The sequence below is a fragment of the Microbacterium sp. HSID17254 genome, assembly GCF_003989315.1.
In the GTDB taxonomy this organism is placed as follows: domain Bacteria; phylum Actinomycetota; class Actinomycetes; order Actinomycetales; family Microbacteriaceae; genus Microbacterium.
In genome coordinates this window covers 1-16610 of the sequence record NZ_RBLT01000039.1, presented here as the reverse complement: position 1 = coordinate 16610, position 16610 = coordinate 1, and the positions used below count along the sequence as shown (strand labels likewise).

Below are 16610 nucleotides of genomic sequence, written 5' to 3'. Positions count from 1 at the left end.
GCGAACCGCGGAATCTCGGGGTTCCGGGGAGATACGAGGGCGTCCTAGGTATGCGTGACCCGGCATGCCGACGCGGGTAGCGTGGGGGCCGTGAGCACCTCTGAGACCCCCCTCGTGCGCGTTCTGGACGAGACCGGAAAGGTCGCCCCGACGCCGGCCGCGGAGCAGTACCTGCCGCTCATCGAGGCCATCCCCGACGACGAGCTCGCGCAGTTCTACCGCGACATGGTGGGCATCCGCGCGATCGACACCCAGGCCACCAACCTGCAGCGCCAGGGCCAGCTCGCCCTGTGGCCGCCGAGCCGCGGACAGGAGGCGGCGCAGGTCGGCTCCGGTCGGGCCGCCCGCGCGCAGGACACGATCTTCCCCTCGTACCGCGAGCACGCGGTCACGCGGATCCGCGGCGTGGACCCGGTCGACATCATCAAGCTCATGCGCGGTGTCTCCCACGGCGGCTGGGACCCGACCGATCCGAAGAACGGCAACACCCGCCTGTACACGCTCGTGCTCGGCTCCCAGGTGCTGCACGCCGCCGGCTATGCGATGGGCCTCACGTTCGACGGCCGCACCGGCACCGGCGACCCCGAGCGCGACGAGGCGGTCGTCGTCTACTACGGCGACGGCGCCTCCAGCCAGGGCGACGTGCACGAGGCCATGGTGTTCGCGGCCAGCTACCAGGCCCCGACGCTCTTCTTCCTGCAGAACAACCACTGGGCCATCTCGGTCCCCGTCACCACGCAGTCCCGGGTGCCGCTCGTGCAGCGCAGCGCCGGGTACGGCATCCCGAGCGTCCGCGTGGACGGCAACGACGTACTCGCCAGCTACGCGGTGTCCCGCGTGGCCCTCGACGAGGCGCGCGCCGGCGGCGGACCCCGTGCCATCGAGGCCGTGACGTACCGGCTCGGCGCGCACACGACCAGCGACGATCCCACGAAGTATCGCGGCGATGACGAGGAGCTCGCGTGGGCCGGGCGTGACCCGATCGTCCGTATGCGCGCCTTCCTGGAGAACCGCGGCGCCGAGGAGAGCTTCTTCGCCGAGGTCGACGCCGAGGCCGCCGATGCCGCGGAAGACCTCCGCGCCCGCACCGTGCAGCTCGGCCCGCCCCGCGCCGACCTCATGTTCGACCACGTGTACAGCGAGCCGCATCCGCTGATCGAGGAGCAGAAAGCGTGGCGCGCCCGCTACGAGGCGTCGTTCGAAGGAGAGGGCCAGTGACCCGGGAGACCATGCCGCTGGGCAAGGCGCTGAACGCCGGAATGCGCAAGGCGATGGAGGACGACCCCAAGGTCCTCCTCATGGGCGAGGACATCGGCAAGCTCGGCGGCGTGTTCCGCATCACCGAGCACCTGCAGCGCGACTTCGGGGAGCAGCGCGTGCTGGACACCCCGCTCGCGGAGTCGGCCCTGGTGGGCACCGCGATCGGCCTCGCGATGGCCGGGTTCCGTCCTGTCGTCGAGATCCAGTTCGACGGCTTCGTCTTCCCCGCGTTCGACCAGATCACCACCCAGCTCGCCAAGCTCACCAACCGGCACGAGGGGTCGCTGCGGCTGCCCGTCGTGATCCGCATCCCGTACGGCGGGCACATCGGGGCGGTCGAGCACCACCAGGAGAGCCCGGAGGCCTACTTCACGCACACCCCCGGTCTGCGGGTGGTGTCGCCGTCGACCGCGAACGATGCCTACTGGATGATCCAGGAGGCCATCGCGTCGGACGATCCGGTGATCTTCCTGGAGCCGAAGAGCCGGTACTGGCCGAAGGGCGAGGTCGAGCTCGACGCCCCCGCCGTCCCGCTGCACTCCTCGCGGGTGGTGCGGACCGGGACCGACGTGACGCTCGTCGGACACGGCGCCATGGTCACTACGCTGCTCCAGGCCGCCGCGCTCGCCGAGGCCGAGGGCACGAGCTGCGAGGTCGTCGACGTGCGCTCGCTGTCGCCGGTGGACTACGAGCCGATCCTCGGGTCGTTGCGCAAGACCGGTCGCATGGTCTACGCGCAGGAGGCTCCGGGATTCACGAGCCTCGGCAGCGAGATCGCCGCGACCGTGATGGAGCGCGCGTTCTACGCCCTCGAGGCTCCCGTGTTGCGGGTATCCGGGTACGACACCCCGTTCCCGCCCGCGAAGCTCGAGGGCGCCTACCTGCCGGATGCCGACCGCATCCTCGAAGCCGTCGACCGCTCCCTGGCCTACTGACACCCGGCATCCGCCGAAAGGACCCGTCATGAGCACGCAGAACTTCCCCCTTCCGGACGTCGGCGAAGGGCTGACCGAGGCCGAGATCGTCGCGTGGAAGGTGGCCCCGGGTGACCGGGTGGCCATCAACGACGTCATCTGCGAGATCGAGACCGCGAAGTCCCTGGTCGAGCTGCCCTCCCCGCACGCGGGCGTGGTCGGTGAGCTGCTCGTCGACGAGGGGGCGACGGTCGAGGTCGGCACCCCGATCATCACCTTCGTGACCGACCCCGCGGCCGGCTCGGGGACCGGTTCGGTCGCACCCGGGACCGTCGCCACGGCGGAGGCGCCCGCACCCGAGGAGGGCGGCGGGTCGGTCCTCGTCGGCTACGGCTCCGGAAGCGGTGCGACCTCGCGGCGGAAGCGCCCGGCCGAGCGCCCCGTCCGGTCGTCGGTCGGCGTGATCGCGAAGCCGCCGATCCGCAAGCTCGCCCGCGACCTCGGCGTCGACCTCACGAGCGTGACGCCCACGGGTGCCGACGGCGAGGTCACCCGCGACGACGTGATGAAGCACGCCTCCCAGGCCAGCGTTTTCCGCAACATCGAGACCCCGGAGTGGGGGAGCGTGCGCGAGGAGACCGTCCCGGCACCGCAGGCCCCGTCCGGCCTGGCGCGCGGCCTCGCGCCGGTGCGCCCGTCGGCGGCCGGCGACGACCGCACCGAGTCCATCCCCGTCAAGGGCGTGCGCAAGGCGACGTCGTCGGCGATGGTGCAGAGCGCGTACTCCGCCCCGCACGTGACGGTGTGGAAGGAGATCGACGCCACCCGCACGATGGAGCTCGTCAAGCGCCTCAAGGCCTCGCCCGACTACGCCGACATCAAGGTCTCGCCGCTGCTCATCATGGCCCGCGCGGTGATCTGGGCGGTCCGCCGGACGCCGATGGTTAACGCGGCCTGGATCGACACGGAGGCCGGGGCCGAGATCGCCGTGCGTCACTATGTGAACCTCGGCATCGCCGCCGCCACGCCCCGGGGTCTGCTCGTGCCGAACATCAAGGACGCGCAGGACCTCAGCATGAAGGACCTCGCCCGCGCCTTGAACCGGCTCACGCTCACGGCACGCGAGGGCAAGACGCCGCCGGCGGACCAGCAGAACGGCACGATCACCATCACGAACATCGGCGTGTTCGGGATGGACGCGGGCACTCCGATCATCAACCCGGGCGAGGCCGGCATCGTCGCCATGGGCACGATCAGCCAGAAGCCCTGGGTCGTCGACGGCGAGGTGCGCCCGCGCTGGGTGACCACGGTCGCCGGCTCGTTCGACCACCGCGTGATCGACGGCGACGGCATGAGCCGCTTCATCGCCGACGTCGCCTCCATCCTCGAGGAGCCCGCGCTCCTGGTGGACTGAGGGAGTCCACACTTCGGCGTGGCCCGAACGATCGGGTGGCGAGAATGGATGGATGAGAACCACGCGGAGCGTCGACCTGCCGGTGTTGTACTTCGGGACTCCCCTCGCGCTGATCACCACGGTCAACCCGGACGGGTCTTCGAACATCAGCCCGATCTCGTCCGCATGGGCGCTGGGGACGCGGTACATGCTTGGGCTCGGTGCCGAAGGACAGGCGGCCGCGAATATCGAACGGGTCAGGGACCTCGTCATCAACCTCCCCTCCGCCGACCTCGTGCACGCCGTGGAGGCGATCGCGCCGACCACCGGCCGCTCGCCGGTTCCCGCCGAGAAGGTTCCCGCGTACCGGCATGAACCGGACAAATGGAGTCTCGGGGGCTTCACCCCTGTCCCGTCGGACGCGGTGATCCCGCTCCGGATCGCGGAATGCCCGGTGCAGATCGAAGCGCGCGTGGCGCAGATCATCCCGATCGACGGCGGCGACGCGCTGGCGGTCGAAGCCGAGGCCCTGCAGGTCCACGTGCACGAGGACATCCTGAAGGCGCACGGACCGGACCGCATCGACACGGACAAGTGGGACCCTCTCTCCTACGCCTTCCGCCACTACTTCGCCCAGGGGCCTCGGGTCGGCTCCAACTTCCGCGCGCCGCTCCTCGACGACCCCGTCGTGGCGTGATCGTCGACCCCTCTTCCGTGTCCCAGCTGGGACACGCGCTCAGCAGCCCGACGCGGGTGCAGATGTGTCTGGCGCTCCTCGACGGCCGGGCATGGACGTCCGGCGAGCTCGCGCGTGCCGCCGGGGTGTCGAGGTCGACGGCGTCGGAGCACCTGACGACGCTCCTCGACGTCCGGCTCGTCGCACTCCGCCGACAGGGGCGGCACTCCTACGTCACCCTCGCGTCTTCTGACGCCGCGCACATCATCGAGGCCGCGACGGCATACGCCGGGAAGGCGGCTCCCGTCTCGAGCCTTCGTTCGGCGACGGCGCGAGACGGCATGGCCCTGGCCCGCACCTGCTACGACCACCTCGCCGGTCGCCTGGGGGTCGCCCTCTTCGACGCGCTCGTCGAGCGGGGGCACCTCACGCCGGACCTCGCGGTGACCGCGACGGGGCGCGACCTGTTCGAGAGCATCGCGGGGCCGGACGCGTTGGTGCCGTCGTCTCGTCGTCCTCTTGTGCGGAGCTGCCTCGACTGGACCGAACGGCGCTCGCATCTCTCGGGTCACCTCGGAGCCGTCCTCCTCCGCGCCGCGCGCGACAGGGGTTGGATCCACGCTCAGCAGACCTCGCGCGCCGTGACGATCTCTCCCGCCGGCACGGCCGCCTTCCACAGCCTCTTCGGTATTCCGCCGACACTGTCCTGACCGCGACCACCCCGTCCGTGCGACGCGCGACACAGGCGTTCGCGCGGGAACAGGCTGCTAGGGGTGGGAGAGCCTGAACTCCCGCGTTCGCCTGAGTCCGCGCGGGGGCCTGTTCTCGCGACAGCTGACCGCGACACAGGCATTCGCGCGGAAACAGGCTGCCAGGGGTGGGAGAGCCTGAACCCCCGTGCTTGCCTGTTCTGGCGAGGGGAGGGAGAGGGTCAGGCGGTGAGACGCTGTTCCGCGAGGCAGGGGACGGCCCGTTCCCTGGCGGCCTTCCGGGCGGTCGCGATCGCGCCGGCCGACACGACCTCCGCGCCGAGCGTCGAGGCGAGGATCTCCGGCGCGGGCAGGTGCAGCTCGTCGGGGAGGATGCGGCGGGCGGCGGCCAGCACGGGTTCGATGCTCTCCGCCACGGCGCCGCAGATGATCACGCGCGCGGGGTCGTACATGCTGCCGAGCACGCCGACGACGCGGGCGAGGGTCGCGCCCACGCGCTCGGCGACGTGGAGGGCGTCGGGGTCTCCGGAGGCGGCGAGCGTCAGCACCAGTCGGGGGTCGACCGGCCCGTCCGCCACGAGCCGGCCGAGGGCTCCATCGGCGGGGGCCTCGCCCTCCGCGACGGCGGCCCGGGCCTGCTCCTCCAGCGCGTACCGCAACCCGACCGCCGAGCCGACGCCGATGATGTGGTCGAACACCACGCCCTCGCCGACGCCGCCGTGGGCGCCGTGCAGCACATGCCCGTCGACGACGACGCCGCCGCCGAAGCGCTCGCTGGCGAGCAGGGCCACATAGTCGCGGCAGCCGACGGCGACCCCGAGCGTCCCCTCGGCGATCGCGGCCAGCTGGGCGTCGTTCTTGACCTCGACCACCGGGGCCCAGTCGCGCAGAGCCTCCGCGAGGCCGGGGTTCGTGCGCTCCCAGAAGCCGTCGGGGTGCGGGGGTGAGATGCCGTCGCGGTTCACGGGGGCGGCGACGCCGGCGCACACCGCGAGCACGCGCTCCGGGGGCACCCCGGCCTCGTCGCGCGCGGCGGCGAGATGCCGCAGGATCGTCGCCCGGCGGTCGTCGACGCTCTGCGCGGGGTCGACCTCCACGCGATGATGCACGAGCGTGCGGTCGAGCAGATCCGCGACGGTGACCGCGAGGTGGGTGTCCCCGGCGTCGATGCCCATCACCACACCGAGATCCGCCGCGAGGGCGAAGCGGCGCGCGGGGCGTCCGGAGCGGTAGTCGCCGATGGCGCGAGCGTTCGGAAGCTCGCGCAGCACCTCGGCGGTGACGAGCGTGTCGATGGCGTCGATGGCTGTGGAGCGGGTGAGCGAGGTGCCGGCCATCGCCTCGGTGGCGGTGAACTCGCCGGCCGTCCAGGCGAAGTCGAGCACCGCGCTCACACTCGCGCGGCCGGTGCCGAGTCCTGTCGAGACCTCTGCCACTCCCCTTGACCTTTCTGTCGCCCAGATGAGACAGTACCTCTAGACGGACTAAATTCGCTCACTAGATTTACTCCGCGGATCTACGAAAGGACGACGGTGTCTGCCACACGATCACGGGCGGTGCGCTGGGCCGCCGGAGCGCTCGGTCTCGTGCTGACCGGCACGGCGCTCACGAGCTGCGCCGCCGGCGGGGGAGCGGAGACCATCCGATTCACGTTCAGCAAGCGCGAGGCCATCCCGTTCATGACGGAGCTCGTCGCGGAGTACAACGCGTCGCAGGACGACGTGCGGGTGGAGATCGACACGTCCGGCGTCGACGTCGTCTCCGCGAGCTTCGTCCGGGGCAATCCGCCCGACATCATGCTCGCCAACTACAACTACGAGGTCGCCCGGTTCGTGCAGCGCTGCGCGCTCACCGATCTCTCCGACACCGAGGCCGCCGCCGGGATCCGCGAGGACCTGCAGCCGCTCATGGACCAGTACGGCTCCTGCGCGGGCCGCACCAGCGCCCTGCCCTACTCGGTCATGGCCGCCTCGGTCATCTACAACAAGCAGATCTTCGCGGAGCAGGGCCTGGAGGTGCCGCAGACCTGGGACGAGCTCCTCGCCGTCAGCGACAGCCTCCGTGAGGCCGGGATCGATCCGTTCTACGCCACCTTCAAGGACGACTGGACGGTCGGACAGGGGTGGTACGACTACGCCGTCGGCGGCTCGCTCGACGTGCTGGCGTTCTTCGACGCGCTCGCCGCCGAGGGCACCGATGTCGGGCCGGACTCGGAGGTCTCCTTCGAGAAGGACTTCGCGGAGCCGATGGACAGGATGATGGTGCTCGCGGACGAATACACGAACGAGGACGCCGCGAGCCGGGCGTACGGAGACGGGAACCTCGCCTTCGCGAAGGGCGAGGCCGCGATGTACCTGCAGGGGCCGTGGGCGTTCAGCGAGATCGCCAAGACCGACCCCGACCTCGACCTCGGCACCTTCCCGCTGCCCATGACCGACGACCCGGACGACCTCGCGGTCCGCGTGAACATGGACCTCGCGGTCATGATCCCCGAGGAGTCCCGGCACCAGGAGGCCGCGCGCGACTTCCTGGAGTACCTCTACCTCCCCGAGAACATCGAGGAGTACAACGCCTCGCAGCTGGGGTTCACCCCGACGACCGACGCGGCGCCGCCGGACGACCCGCGCATCGAGGGCATGATCCCGTACTACGACGAGGGCCGCATCTACCAGGGCCCCTCGGTGCTCGTCCCGAAGACCCTGCCGATCTTCAACTACGCGCAGGCCATGGTCCTCGGCGCCGCCCCGTCGTCCATCCTCCGGACCATGGACGCCGACTGGGCCCGCATCGCCTTCCGCGCCCCCATCCCGAGCTCCGAGGATTCCGCATCGGGCGAGACAGAGGAGTCCGCGCCATGAGCACCACCACGACCACCGGCGCCGACGCCGGGACGAGCACCACCGCCATCCTCACCGGCGGGCCGCGGAAGATCCGCCGCCACACCCGCCGCGTCGAGCCGATCTACTACCTGTTCCTCCTGCCGACCCTCGTGATCTTCACGCTCGCGATCACCGTCCCCGGTGTCATCGGCATCTTCTTCAGCTTCACCGACTCCATCGGCATCGGCGAGTGGAGCTTCAACGGGCTGACGAACTACATCGCGCTGTTCAGCGACCCGGCGATCCTGCAGAGCTACCTCTTCACCTTCGGGTTCTCGATCGCGACCGTGATCGTCGTCAACGTCATCGCGTTCCTGCTGGCGGTCGGCCTCACCTCCCGCATCCGGTTCAAGACGGGGCTGCGGACGATCTTCGTGATCCCGATGGTGATCTCGGGCATCATCATCGCCTACGTCTTCAACTTCCTGTTCTCGAACTCGATCCCCGCGGCGGGCGCGGCCACCGGCATCCCGTGGCTGGAGACGAGCCTGCTCGCCAACCCCGATCTCGCCTGGGTCGCGATCGTGATCGTCACCGCCTGGCAGGCGGTCCCCGGTACCCTCCTCATCTACATCGCCGGACTCCTGTCGGTGCCGGGCGAGGTGTACGAGGCGGCGAGCATCGACGGCGCCAGCCGCACGCAGCAGCTGACCCGCATCACGATCCCCCTCGTCGCCGGATACGTCGTCATCAACGTGATCCTCGGCTTCAAGGGCTTCCTCAACGCCTACGACATCATCGTCGGCCTCACCAACGGCGGCCCGGGCACCGCCACCCGCAGCGTCGCGATGACGATCATCGCGGGCTTCAACGGCGGCGACTACGCCTACCAGATGGCCAACGCCACGATCTTCTTCATCGTGGCCGTGCTCATCTCCGTCCTCCAGCTCTCGCTGACCCGCGGAAGGAACACGTTCTGATGTCGACGGAGACCCTCACCACCATCCCCGCGGACGGACGCCGGAAGCGGCAGAAGATGGAGCGCGTCAACTGGTCGGGCACCATCATCCTGATCCTGTGCACGGCGACGATCCTCATCCCGCTGTACGTGACGATCTCGATGGCGTTCAAGACCACCGGCCAGGCCGTCGACGGCAACGCGTTCTCGCTGCCGGCGCCGTTCAGCGTCGACGGCTTCGTGCAGGCGTGGACGCTCACGAAGTTCCCGGTGGGCGCCGCGATCTCGCTGCTCGTCACGGCCGGCACGGTCATCGCGACGATCGTGCTCGCGGCCTTCGCGTCATACGCGATCGTGCGCAACTGGGACCGACGGCTGTTCCGCTACTCGTTCTTCTACCTGCTCGCGGCGATGTTCATTCCGTTCCCCGTCGTGGCCCTTCCGCAGATCCAGCTCACCGGACGCGTCGGCCTCGACAACCCGTTCGGCGTGATCATCCTCGCCACGATGTTCCAGCTCAGCTTCAGCGTGCTGCTGTTCACGGCGTTCCTGCGCTCGATCCCGATCGAACTGGAGGAGAGCGCGCGGATCGACGGCGCCACGACCTGGCAGACGTTCTGGCGGCTCATCTTCCCGCTGCTCGCGCCGATGAGCGCCACGGTCGGCATCTTCGCCTTCCTCTACGCCTGGAACGACTTCATGATGCCGTCCTTGATCATCTCCGACCCGGCGCTGCAGACGCTCCCGGTGCGGCAGAACCTCTTCCAGAACCAGTTCAGCAACAACTACAACGTCGCCTTCGCCTCGTACCTGATGGCCATGGCTCCCGCGATCGTCGCCTATCTCTTCACTCAGCGCTGGGTGATGGAGGGCGTCACGCAGGGTGCCGTCAAGGGCTGACCCGACCCCCGCAAGAAACAAGGAGAGCCTCTTCCTCATGACCGATTCGCTGCTCACCGCGACCCGCGAAGACGACAAGACCGCGACCTGGTGGCGTCAGGCCGCCGTGTACCAGATCTATCCGCGGAGCTTCGCGGACGCCGACGGCGACGGCCTGGGTGACATCCCCGGGATCGTGTCGCGCGCCGACTACCTCGCCGAGCTCGGCATCGACGCGGTGTGGCTGAGCCCGTTCTACCCGTCGGAGCTCGCCGACGGCGGGTACGACGTGGCGGACTACCGGAACGTCGACCCCCGCCTCGGCACCCTCGACGACTTCGACGCCATGGTCGAGGCGCTGCACGCGCGGGGCATCCGCGTCGTCGTCGACATCGTCCCCAACCACACCTCCGACCAGCACGCCTGGTTCCAGGAGGCGCTCGCCGCCGGCCGCGGCTCGGCCGCCAGGGAGCGCTACATCTTCCGGGAGGGCACCGGCCCCGACGGTGCGGAGCCGCCCACCGACTGGGTCTCGGTCTTCGGCGGCAGCGCCTGGGAGCGCGTCGCGGACGGTCAGTGGTACCTGCACAACTTCGCGGTCGAGCAGCCCGACCTGAACTGGGACCACCCGGAGGTGCGCGAGGACTTCCTCACGACGCTCCGCTTCTGGTCGGACCGCGGCGTGGACGGCTTCCGCATCGATGTGGCCCACATGCTGACGAAGGACCTCACCGAGCCGCTGCCGTCCCGCGCGGAGCTCGACGCGATGGACCGCACCTCCGGCACGCATCCGATGATCGACCGCGACGACGTGCACGAGATCTACGCCCAGTGGCGGGCGGTCTTCAACGAGTACGACCCGCCGCGCACCGCGGTCGCCGAGGCGTGGGTGGAGACCCCGGAGCGCCGCGCGAAGTACGCCTCCGCGGAGGGGCTCGGGCAGGCGTTCAACTTCGACCTGCTCGTCGCCGACTTCGACGCCGCCGACTTCCAGCGCATCATCGCCGACAACCTCGCTCAGGCGCAGGCCGCAGGCTCGTCGACCACCTGGGTGCTCTCGAACCACGACGTGACGCGGCACGCCACCCGTTACGGCCTGCCGCCGCTGCGCGGCCGCGCGGTCAAGCAGGGCACCGAGTGGGTGCGCGCCGGCGGCCCGGAGGAGGGCCTCGACCGCGAGGGCGGCCTGCGCCGGGCGCACGCCGCGACGCTGCTGCTGCTCGGCCTGCCCGGCAGCGCCTACCTCTATCAGGGCGAGGAGCTGGGCCTGCACGAGGTCGCGGAGATCGCGCCCGACCAGCGTCAGGACCCCGGGTTCTTCCGCGGCGCGGACTTCGACGGCCTGGGCCGCGACGGCTGCCGCGTGCCTCTGCCATGGACGGCGTCCGGCAGCTCGTACGGCTTCGGCGCCGCCGGCGCGCACCTGCCGCAGCCCGCCTGGTTCGCGGAGCATGCGGTGGAGGTGGAGGACGCCGACCCCGGCTCGACCCTCAACCTGTACCGCGAGGCGCTGCGGCTGCGACGACTGCTGCAGACCGGGGAGACGCTCGAGTGGGTCGACACGGGTCGGGAGGACGTGCTGCGGTTCCGCCGCCCGAACGGGTGGGAGGTCGTGACCAACTTCGGTACCGTGCCGTTCGATCTGGGCGCTGCGGCCGACGACGCCGTGCTGTCGACCGTCGCCGTGGACGGGTCCGAGCTGCCGGGCGAGGCCACGGTGTGGGTCGCCCCGGGGGCGCTCACGAGCTGAGGCGGCACCGACGGGCGAGGGCCGGTTTGATAATGGTTCTCATTAGCGTTTAGAGTGGGATGCATGAAGAAGCCCGCCCTCGCCCTCACGCTCGCCTCCGTCGCCGCCCTCTCCCTGGCCGGATGCTCGTCGACCTCCGGCGCGGCGGAGGACGACGGCGCGGTGACGGTCGTCGCCAGCACCAACGTCTACGGCGACATCGCCGCGCAGGTCGGCGGAGACCGGGTCGACGTCACCTCGATCATCGACTCGGTCACCCAGGACCCGCACTCCTACGAGGCGAGCGCTCGCGACCGCCTCACGCTGCAGAAGGCCGACCTCGTGGTGGAGAACGGCGGCGGCTACGATGCGTTCATCGACAGCCTCCTGCAGGATGCGCAGGACCCGCACGTCGTCACCGCGGTGGAGTTCTCGCACGACTACCCGGGCAACGAGGGCCACGACGATCACGCCGACCACGAGGCCGCGACCGAGGAGCCGCACGATCACGAGCACGCCGAGGGCGAGGACGAGCACGCCGGCCACGACCACATCGAGGGCTTCAACGAGCACGTCTGGTTCGACCCGCACACGATGATCCACGTCGTCGAGGCGATCGCCGACGAGCTCACCGAGATCGACCCCGACGGCGCCGACACGTTCCGCACGAACGCGGACGAGCTCGTCGCGGAGCTGGAGGGCTTCGAGGGCGACCTCGAGGCGATCAAGGCGGACGCCGCCGGTGCGACGGTGTTCATGACCGAGCCGTTGCCCGGATACCTGGCCACGGCCGCCGGGCTCACCGACGTCACCCCCGAGGGCTTCGCGGAGTCGGTGGAGGAGGGCAGCGATGTCGCGCCCGCCGTGCTGCTCGAGGCGCTGCAGGTCGTCGGGTCCGGCGATGTGACCGCCGTGCTCACCAACGCCCAGACCGGCGGCGCGGAGACGGAGCGCGTGGAGAAGGCCGCGGAGGACGCCGGGGTGCCCGTGGTCGCGTTCACGGAGCTGCTCGAGGACGGATCGTCGTACTCTGAGTGGATGAGTGACGCGATCCAGAGCCTCGCCGCCGCCGTCCAGTCGTGAGCGGAGCCCGTTCACAGGCTCAGCGACCCGCGAGGGAGACCGGTCCGGTCCTCGAGATCGCCGACGGCGCCCTGCAGCGGGGCGACCGCGAGCTCTGGTCGGGACTCGACCTCACGGTGCAGCCCGGCGAGTTCATCGCGGTGCTCGGTCCGTCGGGCTCCGGGAAGACGACGCTCCTGCGCAGCATCCTGGGACTCCAGCCCCTGTCCCGCGGCAGCATCCGCGTGGCCGGCGAGCCCGTGCACCGCGGCAACGCCCGCATCGGGTACATCCCGCAGCAGCGTGCGCTCGCGCCCGACACGAGCATGCGGGCCCGTGACCTCGTCGCCCTCGGCGTGCAGGGCAGCCGCTTCGGCTTTCCGGTCCCGCACCGCGGCGACCGGGCGAAGGTCGACGCGCTGCTGGCCGCGGTCGGGGCGACCTCCTACGCGGACCGCCGCGTGGGCCTGCTCTCCGGCGGGGAGCAGCAGCGCCTCCGGGTCGGACAGGCGCTGGCCGACGAGCCCGCGCTGCTGCTCTGCGACGAGCCGCTGTCGAACCTCGACCTCGCCAACCAGGTCGCCGTCACCGACATCATCGACCGCCAGCGTCGGGAGCGCGGGGCCGCGGTGCTCTTCGTCACGCACGACGTCAACCCGATCCTGAACCGCGTCGACCGCATCCTCTACATCGCCGGGGGCCGGTTCCTCCTCGGGACCCCGGAGGAGGTGCTGCAGACCCGCGTGCTGACGGATCTCTACGGCACCCCGGTGTTCGTGCTCCGGGCCGGCGACCGCCTCGTCGTGGTCGGCGTCCCCGATGCGGAGCCGCACCACGACCACGAGCACGGGGGCGCCGCATGACCGCCGCGTCCGCCCTCGTCCCGATGGTCGGCTGGGACGACATCTTCTCCTTCCAGGACTACGGCGAGCTCGTCGCCCTGCTCTCGAACTCGATCATCGCGGGTGCCGTGCTCGGCCTCGTCGGCGGCCTCATCGGGGTCTTCGTCATGCAGCGCGATCTCGCCTTCGCGGTGCACGGGGTGAGCGAGCTCTCCTTCGCGGGAGCGGCGGCGGCGCTGCTGTTCGGCGGCAGCGTCGTGCTCGGCTCCCTCGGCGGAGCCCTCGTGGCGGCGATCCTCATCGGGGTCCTCGGCGCCAAGGCCAGGGACCGCAACTCGATCGTGGGCGTGCTCATGCCGTTCGGGCTCGGTCTCGGCATCCTGTTCCTGTCGCTGTACGACGGCCGGAGCGCCAACCGGTTCAGCCTCCTGACGGGGCAGATCGTGTCGGTCTCGAGCCCCGACCTCGGCTGGCTCATCGGCATCAGCCTCGTGGTGCTGCTCGGCCTGCTCGTGATGTGGAATCCGCTGCGTTTCGACTCGCTCGACCCGGAGTCGGCGGCCGCCCGCGGGGTGCCCACCCGCACCGTGAGCCTGCTGTTCATGGTGCTGCTGGGGCTCATCGTCGCGGTGAGCGTGCACATCATCGGCGCGCTGCTGGTGATGGCGCTGCTGGTGACACCGGCGGCCGCCGCCATGCGAATCACGGCGGGCCCTGTCGCGGTGCCGGTGCTGGCGGCTGTGTTCGGGTTCGTGTCGGCCGTCGGCGGGATCCTCCTCGCGCTCGCCGGAACCCTCCCGGTGAGCCCCTACATCACGACCCTGTCCTTCACGATCTACGTCGTGTGCTGGATCGTGCAGCGCGTCCGTTCCCGGGTCACCCGCGTCTGACCCTGCTTCACGTCGCGCACCTGGCTCCATTTCGGCCGGAGATGCCGCCAATCGGGCGATTCGAAGCGGGGAAGGCCGCTCCCAGCCCTCGCCAACCGTCCCGGCCTAGAATCGATGGCATGGCTCAGCGGAACACCTGGCAGCGCGAACGTGTGCGCGAAGCGCTCGCCGACGCGCGCGGTTTCGTGAGCGCGCAGAGCCTGCACGCGACGCTCCGCGACGACAACACCGGGATCGGCCTCGCCACCGTCTACCGCGCTCTCGCCGGGCTCGCGGCCGCCGGCGACGCCGACTCGCTGCAGAGCCCCGAAGGAGAGGCGCTCTACCGGGCGTGCACCACCCAGGGCCACCACCACCACCTCATCTGCCGATCCTGCGGCCTCACGGTCGAGATCGAGGCGAAGGACGTGGAGCAGTGGGCGCATCGCACCGCCGCCCTGCACGGCTTCACCGAGGCCGCCCACGTCGTCGACATCTTCGGGCTCTGCACCCCCTGCGCCAACAAGCGCGACGCCGAGAGGGCTGCGACAGCGTGACCGCCCCGGCACGAACGGCCACCCGTCCGGGCCACACGCACCGTCGAGCGCCCTCGCCGCGCTCGACGTGGATCGCCGTCGGCATCGGTGTCGTGATCATCGCGGCCCTGTTCCTCATCGACGCCTTCCTCCCCACCCTCTTCCCGGCCTCGCTGCCCACCCGAGCGCAGGACGGCCTGACGCTCGCCCTCAGTGTGCTCATCGAGGCGCTGCCGTTCGTGGTGCTCGGCGTGCTCCTGTCGATCGTCGTGCAGGTCTGGCTCCCGGCGGACGTCATCCACCGCTGGCTCCCGCGCCGCGCCTGGGCCCGTCGCGCGGTGCTCTCCCTGCTCGGCATGCTCATCCCGGTCTGCGAGTGCGGCAACGTCCCGTTCGCCCGCGGGCTCATGATGCGCGGCCTCGCCCCCGCGGAGGCGCTGACCTTCCTCATCGCGGCGCCGATCGTCAATCCGATCGTGATCCTCACGACGCACGCCGCCTTCGGGTGGGACGGCGGCATCCTCGTCGCCCGCCTCGTCGGCGGCTACCTCATCGCGAACCTGATCGGCTGGATCTACAGCCGCCACCCCTCGCCGGAGTCGCTGCTCACCCAGCGCTTCGTCGATACGTGCGAGCGCGTCACGCACGAACCGGGAACCCCGGTGCGCCGCAGCCTCACGCAGTTCCTCGTGGAGCTGCGGGCCGTGATGCCGGCGCTCGTGATCGGCTCCGCGCTCGCCGGGGCCGTCCAGGTGCTCATCCCGCGCGACGTCCTGCTCACGATCGGCGCCAACCCCGTGCTGTCGATCGTCGCGATGATGCTGCTCGCGATCGTCGTGGCGATCTGCTCCAACGTCGACGCCTTCTTCGCGCTGTCGTTCGCGTCGACCTTCTCCTCGGGTGCGCTCGTGGCGTTCCTCCTGGTCGGCCCGCTCGTCGACATCAAGATGCTCGCGCTGATGCGCACGACCTTCACCAACCGCACGCTCGTGGGCATCACCGCTGTCGTGCTGGCATCGGCCTTCGCGATCGGGATCGGGGTGAACGTCCTTGCCTGAGCTCTCCGCCCGCTCCCGCGCCCTCGCCACCCGGTGGCTGGGGATCGGCCTGGCATCCGTCGTCGCGGTCGTCACCCTCGGCCTCGCGGTGACCGACCGTCTCAGCCTCTACATCAGCCCGGAGTCGGTGTGGTTCGCGTGCGCGGCCGCCGTCGTGACGCTCGCCGGGGCGATCTGGTCGTGCGCGCTGCCGCTGGGGGCCGAGGAGGACCACGGACACGACCACGGTCCCGCGGCCTCGCGCTCCGACGAGCCGGCGGCGTCCGTGGACGACGAAGCCGACCGCCCGTCCGGGCTGTCGCGCCGGCGTCTCGCCGGTGTCGGTGCGCTGGCCGGCGGCGTGGTCGCGACCGGGGTCGTCGTCTCCGCGCTCGTCCTCCCGCCCGCCTCGCTCTCGGTGGAGCTCGCGATGTCCCGCGCCGGCGAGGAGACCGCGCTGTTCGCCGGGGCCGACACCGTCGCCCTCGGGGTCGCGGACACCTCGACCTTCGGTGTGGGCGACTGGGCGAGCGTCTTCGCCGCCGCGACGAACACCGCGGCCTACGACGGGGCCGACGTCACGCTGCAGGGCTTCGTCACGCCCGGTGAGGGAGACGGCGTCAACCTCACCCGTCTCGTCATCACGCACTGCGTCATCGACGCCCAGACCGCCGCCTTGCCGGTGAGCGTCGACGCCGACGCCTACAAGACCGGACAATGGGTCGAGATCACGGGGAAGGTCCGCGCCGACGACGACGGTTCCCTGCACATCGAGCCGACCGATGTGGTGGCGATCGACGAGCCGAAGGACCCGTATGAGTACTGACGACGAGCGGCCGGAGCCGCCCGCCGTCCCGCGGACCCGCGCCGAGCTGCGCGCCGCCCGGGAAGCGGAGGAGCGCGCCGCGGAGGAGCAGACCGCGGCC

At 70.7% G+C, this 16610-nt stretch carries 16 protein-coding genes; 15 read left to right on the top strand and 1 reads right to left on the bottom strand.

Annotated features, from left to right (window positions below; all coding sequences use genetic code 11):
- Positions 1-90 precede the first annotated feature (90 nt).
- The 5 genes from D8M34_RS15330 to D8M34_RS15310 are packed head-to-tail and all read left to right on the top strand — an operon-like array spanning position 91 to position 4953.
- Positions 91-1218, top strand: coding sequence for a thiamine pyrophosphate-dependent dehydrogenase E1 component subunit alpha (locus tag D8M34_RS15330; RefSeq protein ID WP_071329435.1), 1128 nt, complete (start codon positions 91-93; stop codon positions 1216-1218).
- An 11-nt stretch (positions 1219-1229) separates the two neighbouring features.
- Positions 1230-2195 carry an alpha-ketoacid dehydrogenase subunit beta gene (locus tag D8M34_RS15325; protein WP_126894426.1) on the top strand — a complete coding sequence of 322 codons (966 nt, stop codon included), beginning with the start codon at positions 1230-1232 and terminating at the stop codon, positions 2193-2195.
- Positions 2196-2223: 28 nt separating this feature from the next.
- Positions 2224-3588 (top strand): dihydrolipoamide acetyltransferase family protein, encoded by a 1365-nt coding sequence (locus D8M34_RS15320; protein WP_025102745.1) that lies wholly within the window; start codon positions 2224-2226, stop codon positions 3586-3588.
- A gap of 52 nt (positions 3589-3640) precedes the next feature.
- Complete coding sequence (locus D8M34_RS15315; protein WP_126894413.1) at positions 3641-4264, top strand: flavin reductase family protein; 624 nt, start codon at positions 3641-3643, stop codon at positions 4262-4264.
- A gap of 17 nt (positions 4265-4281) precedes the next feature.
- Positions 4282-4953, top strand: a complete 672-nt coding sequence (locus D8M34_RS15310; protein WP_197426471.1) for an ArsR/SmtB family transcription factor — start codon at positions 4282-4284, stop codon at positions 4951-4953.
- 221 nt (positions 4954-5174) lie between these two features.
- Here the strand turns inward: D8M34_RS15310 and D8M34_RS15305 are convergent, their stop codons facing one another.
- Positions 5175-6389 (bottom strand): ROK family protein, encoded by a 1215-nt coding sequence (locus tag D8M34_RS15305; RefSeq protein ID WP_126894412.1) that lies wholly within the window; start codon positions 6387-6389, stop codon positions 5175-5177.
- Positions 6390-6485: 96 nt separating this feature from the next.
- On the opposite strand from D8M34_RS15305, the gene D8M34_RS15300 reads away from it, so the two are divergent.
- From D8M34_RS15300 to D8M34_RS15255, 10 genes are all read left to right on the top strand, one after another.
- The gene (locus tag D8M34_RS15300; protein ID WP_126894411.1) at positions 6486-7811 is read left to right on the top strand and encodes an ABC transporter substrate-binding protein; all 1326 of its coding nucleotides are present in this window, start codon (positions 6486-6488) and stop codon (positions 7809-7811) included.
- Positions 7808-8752 carry a carbohydrate ABC transporter permease gene (locus D8M34_RS15295; protein WP_172400071.1) on the top strand — a complete coding sequence of 315 codons (945 nt, stop codon included), beginning with the start codon at positions 7808-7810 and terminating at the stop codon, positions 8750-8752. Before D8M34_RS15300 ends, D8M34_RS15295 begins: the two co-directional genes overlap by 4 nt.
- The gene (locus D8M34_RS15290) at positions 8752-9630 is read left to right on the top strand and encodes a carbohydrate ABC transporter permease (RefSeq protein ID WP_062765712.1); all 879 of its coding nucleotides are present in this window, start codon (positions 8752-8754) and stop codon (positions 9628-9630) included. Before D8M34_RS15295 ends, D8M34_RS15290 begins: the two co-directional genes overlap by 1 nt.
- Positions 9631-9667: 37 nt before the next feature.
- A complete protein-coding gene (locus D8M34_RS15285; protein WP_126894410.1) occupies positions 9668-11359 on the top strand; it encodes a glycoside hydrolase family 13 protein in 1692 nt (563 codons plus the stop codon).
- Positions 11360-11422: 63 nt separating this feature from the next.
- Entirely contained in the window at positions 11423-12421 is a 999-nt protein-coding gene (locus D8M34_RS15280) for a metal ABC transporter substrate-binding protein (RefSeq protein ID WP_126894409.1), read from the top strand.
- Entirely contained in the window at positions 12418-13263 is an 846-nt protein-coding gene (locus D8M34_RS15275) for a metal ABC transporter ATP-binding protein (RefSeq protein WP_378868476.1), read from the top strand. Before D8M34_RS15280 ends, D8M34_RS15275 begins: the two co-directional genes overlap by 4 nt.
- Positions 13260-14132 carry a metal ABC transporter permease gene (locus tag D8M34_RS15270; RefSeq protein WP_370670668.1) on the top strand — a complete coding sequence of 291 codons (873 nt, stop codon included), beginning with the start codon at positions 13260-13262 and terminating at the stop codon, positions 14130-14132. The genes D8M34_RS15275 and D8M34_RS15270 overlap by 4 nt, the downstream gene beginning before the upstream one ends.
- A 119-nt stretch (positions 14133-14251) precedes the next feature.
- Positions 14252-14668 carry a Fur family transcriptional regulator gene (locus tag D8M34_RS15265; RefSeq protein ID WP_025102734.1) on the top strand — a complete coding sequence of 139 codons (417 nt, stop codon included), beginning with the start codon at positions 14252-14254 and terminating at the stop codon, positions 14666-14668.
- The gene (locus D8M34_RS15260; RefSeq protein WP_174235398.1) at positions 14665-15705 is read left to right on the top strand and encodes a permease; all 1041 of its coding nucleotides are present in this window, start codon (positions 14665-14667) and stop codon (positions 15703-15705) included. Before D8M34_RS15265 ends, D8M34_RS15260 begins: the two co-directional genes overlap by 4 nt.
- Positions 15698-16510, top strand: coding sequence for a TIGR03943 family putative permease subunit (locus D8M34_RS15255; protein ID WP_062765693.1), 813 nt, complete (start codon positions 15698-15700; stop codon positions 16508-16510). The genes D8M34_RS15260 and D8M34_RS15255 overlap by 8 nt, the downstream gene beginning before the upstream one ends.
- The last annotated feature ends 100 nt before the right edge of the window (positions 16511-16610 follow it).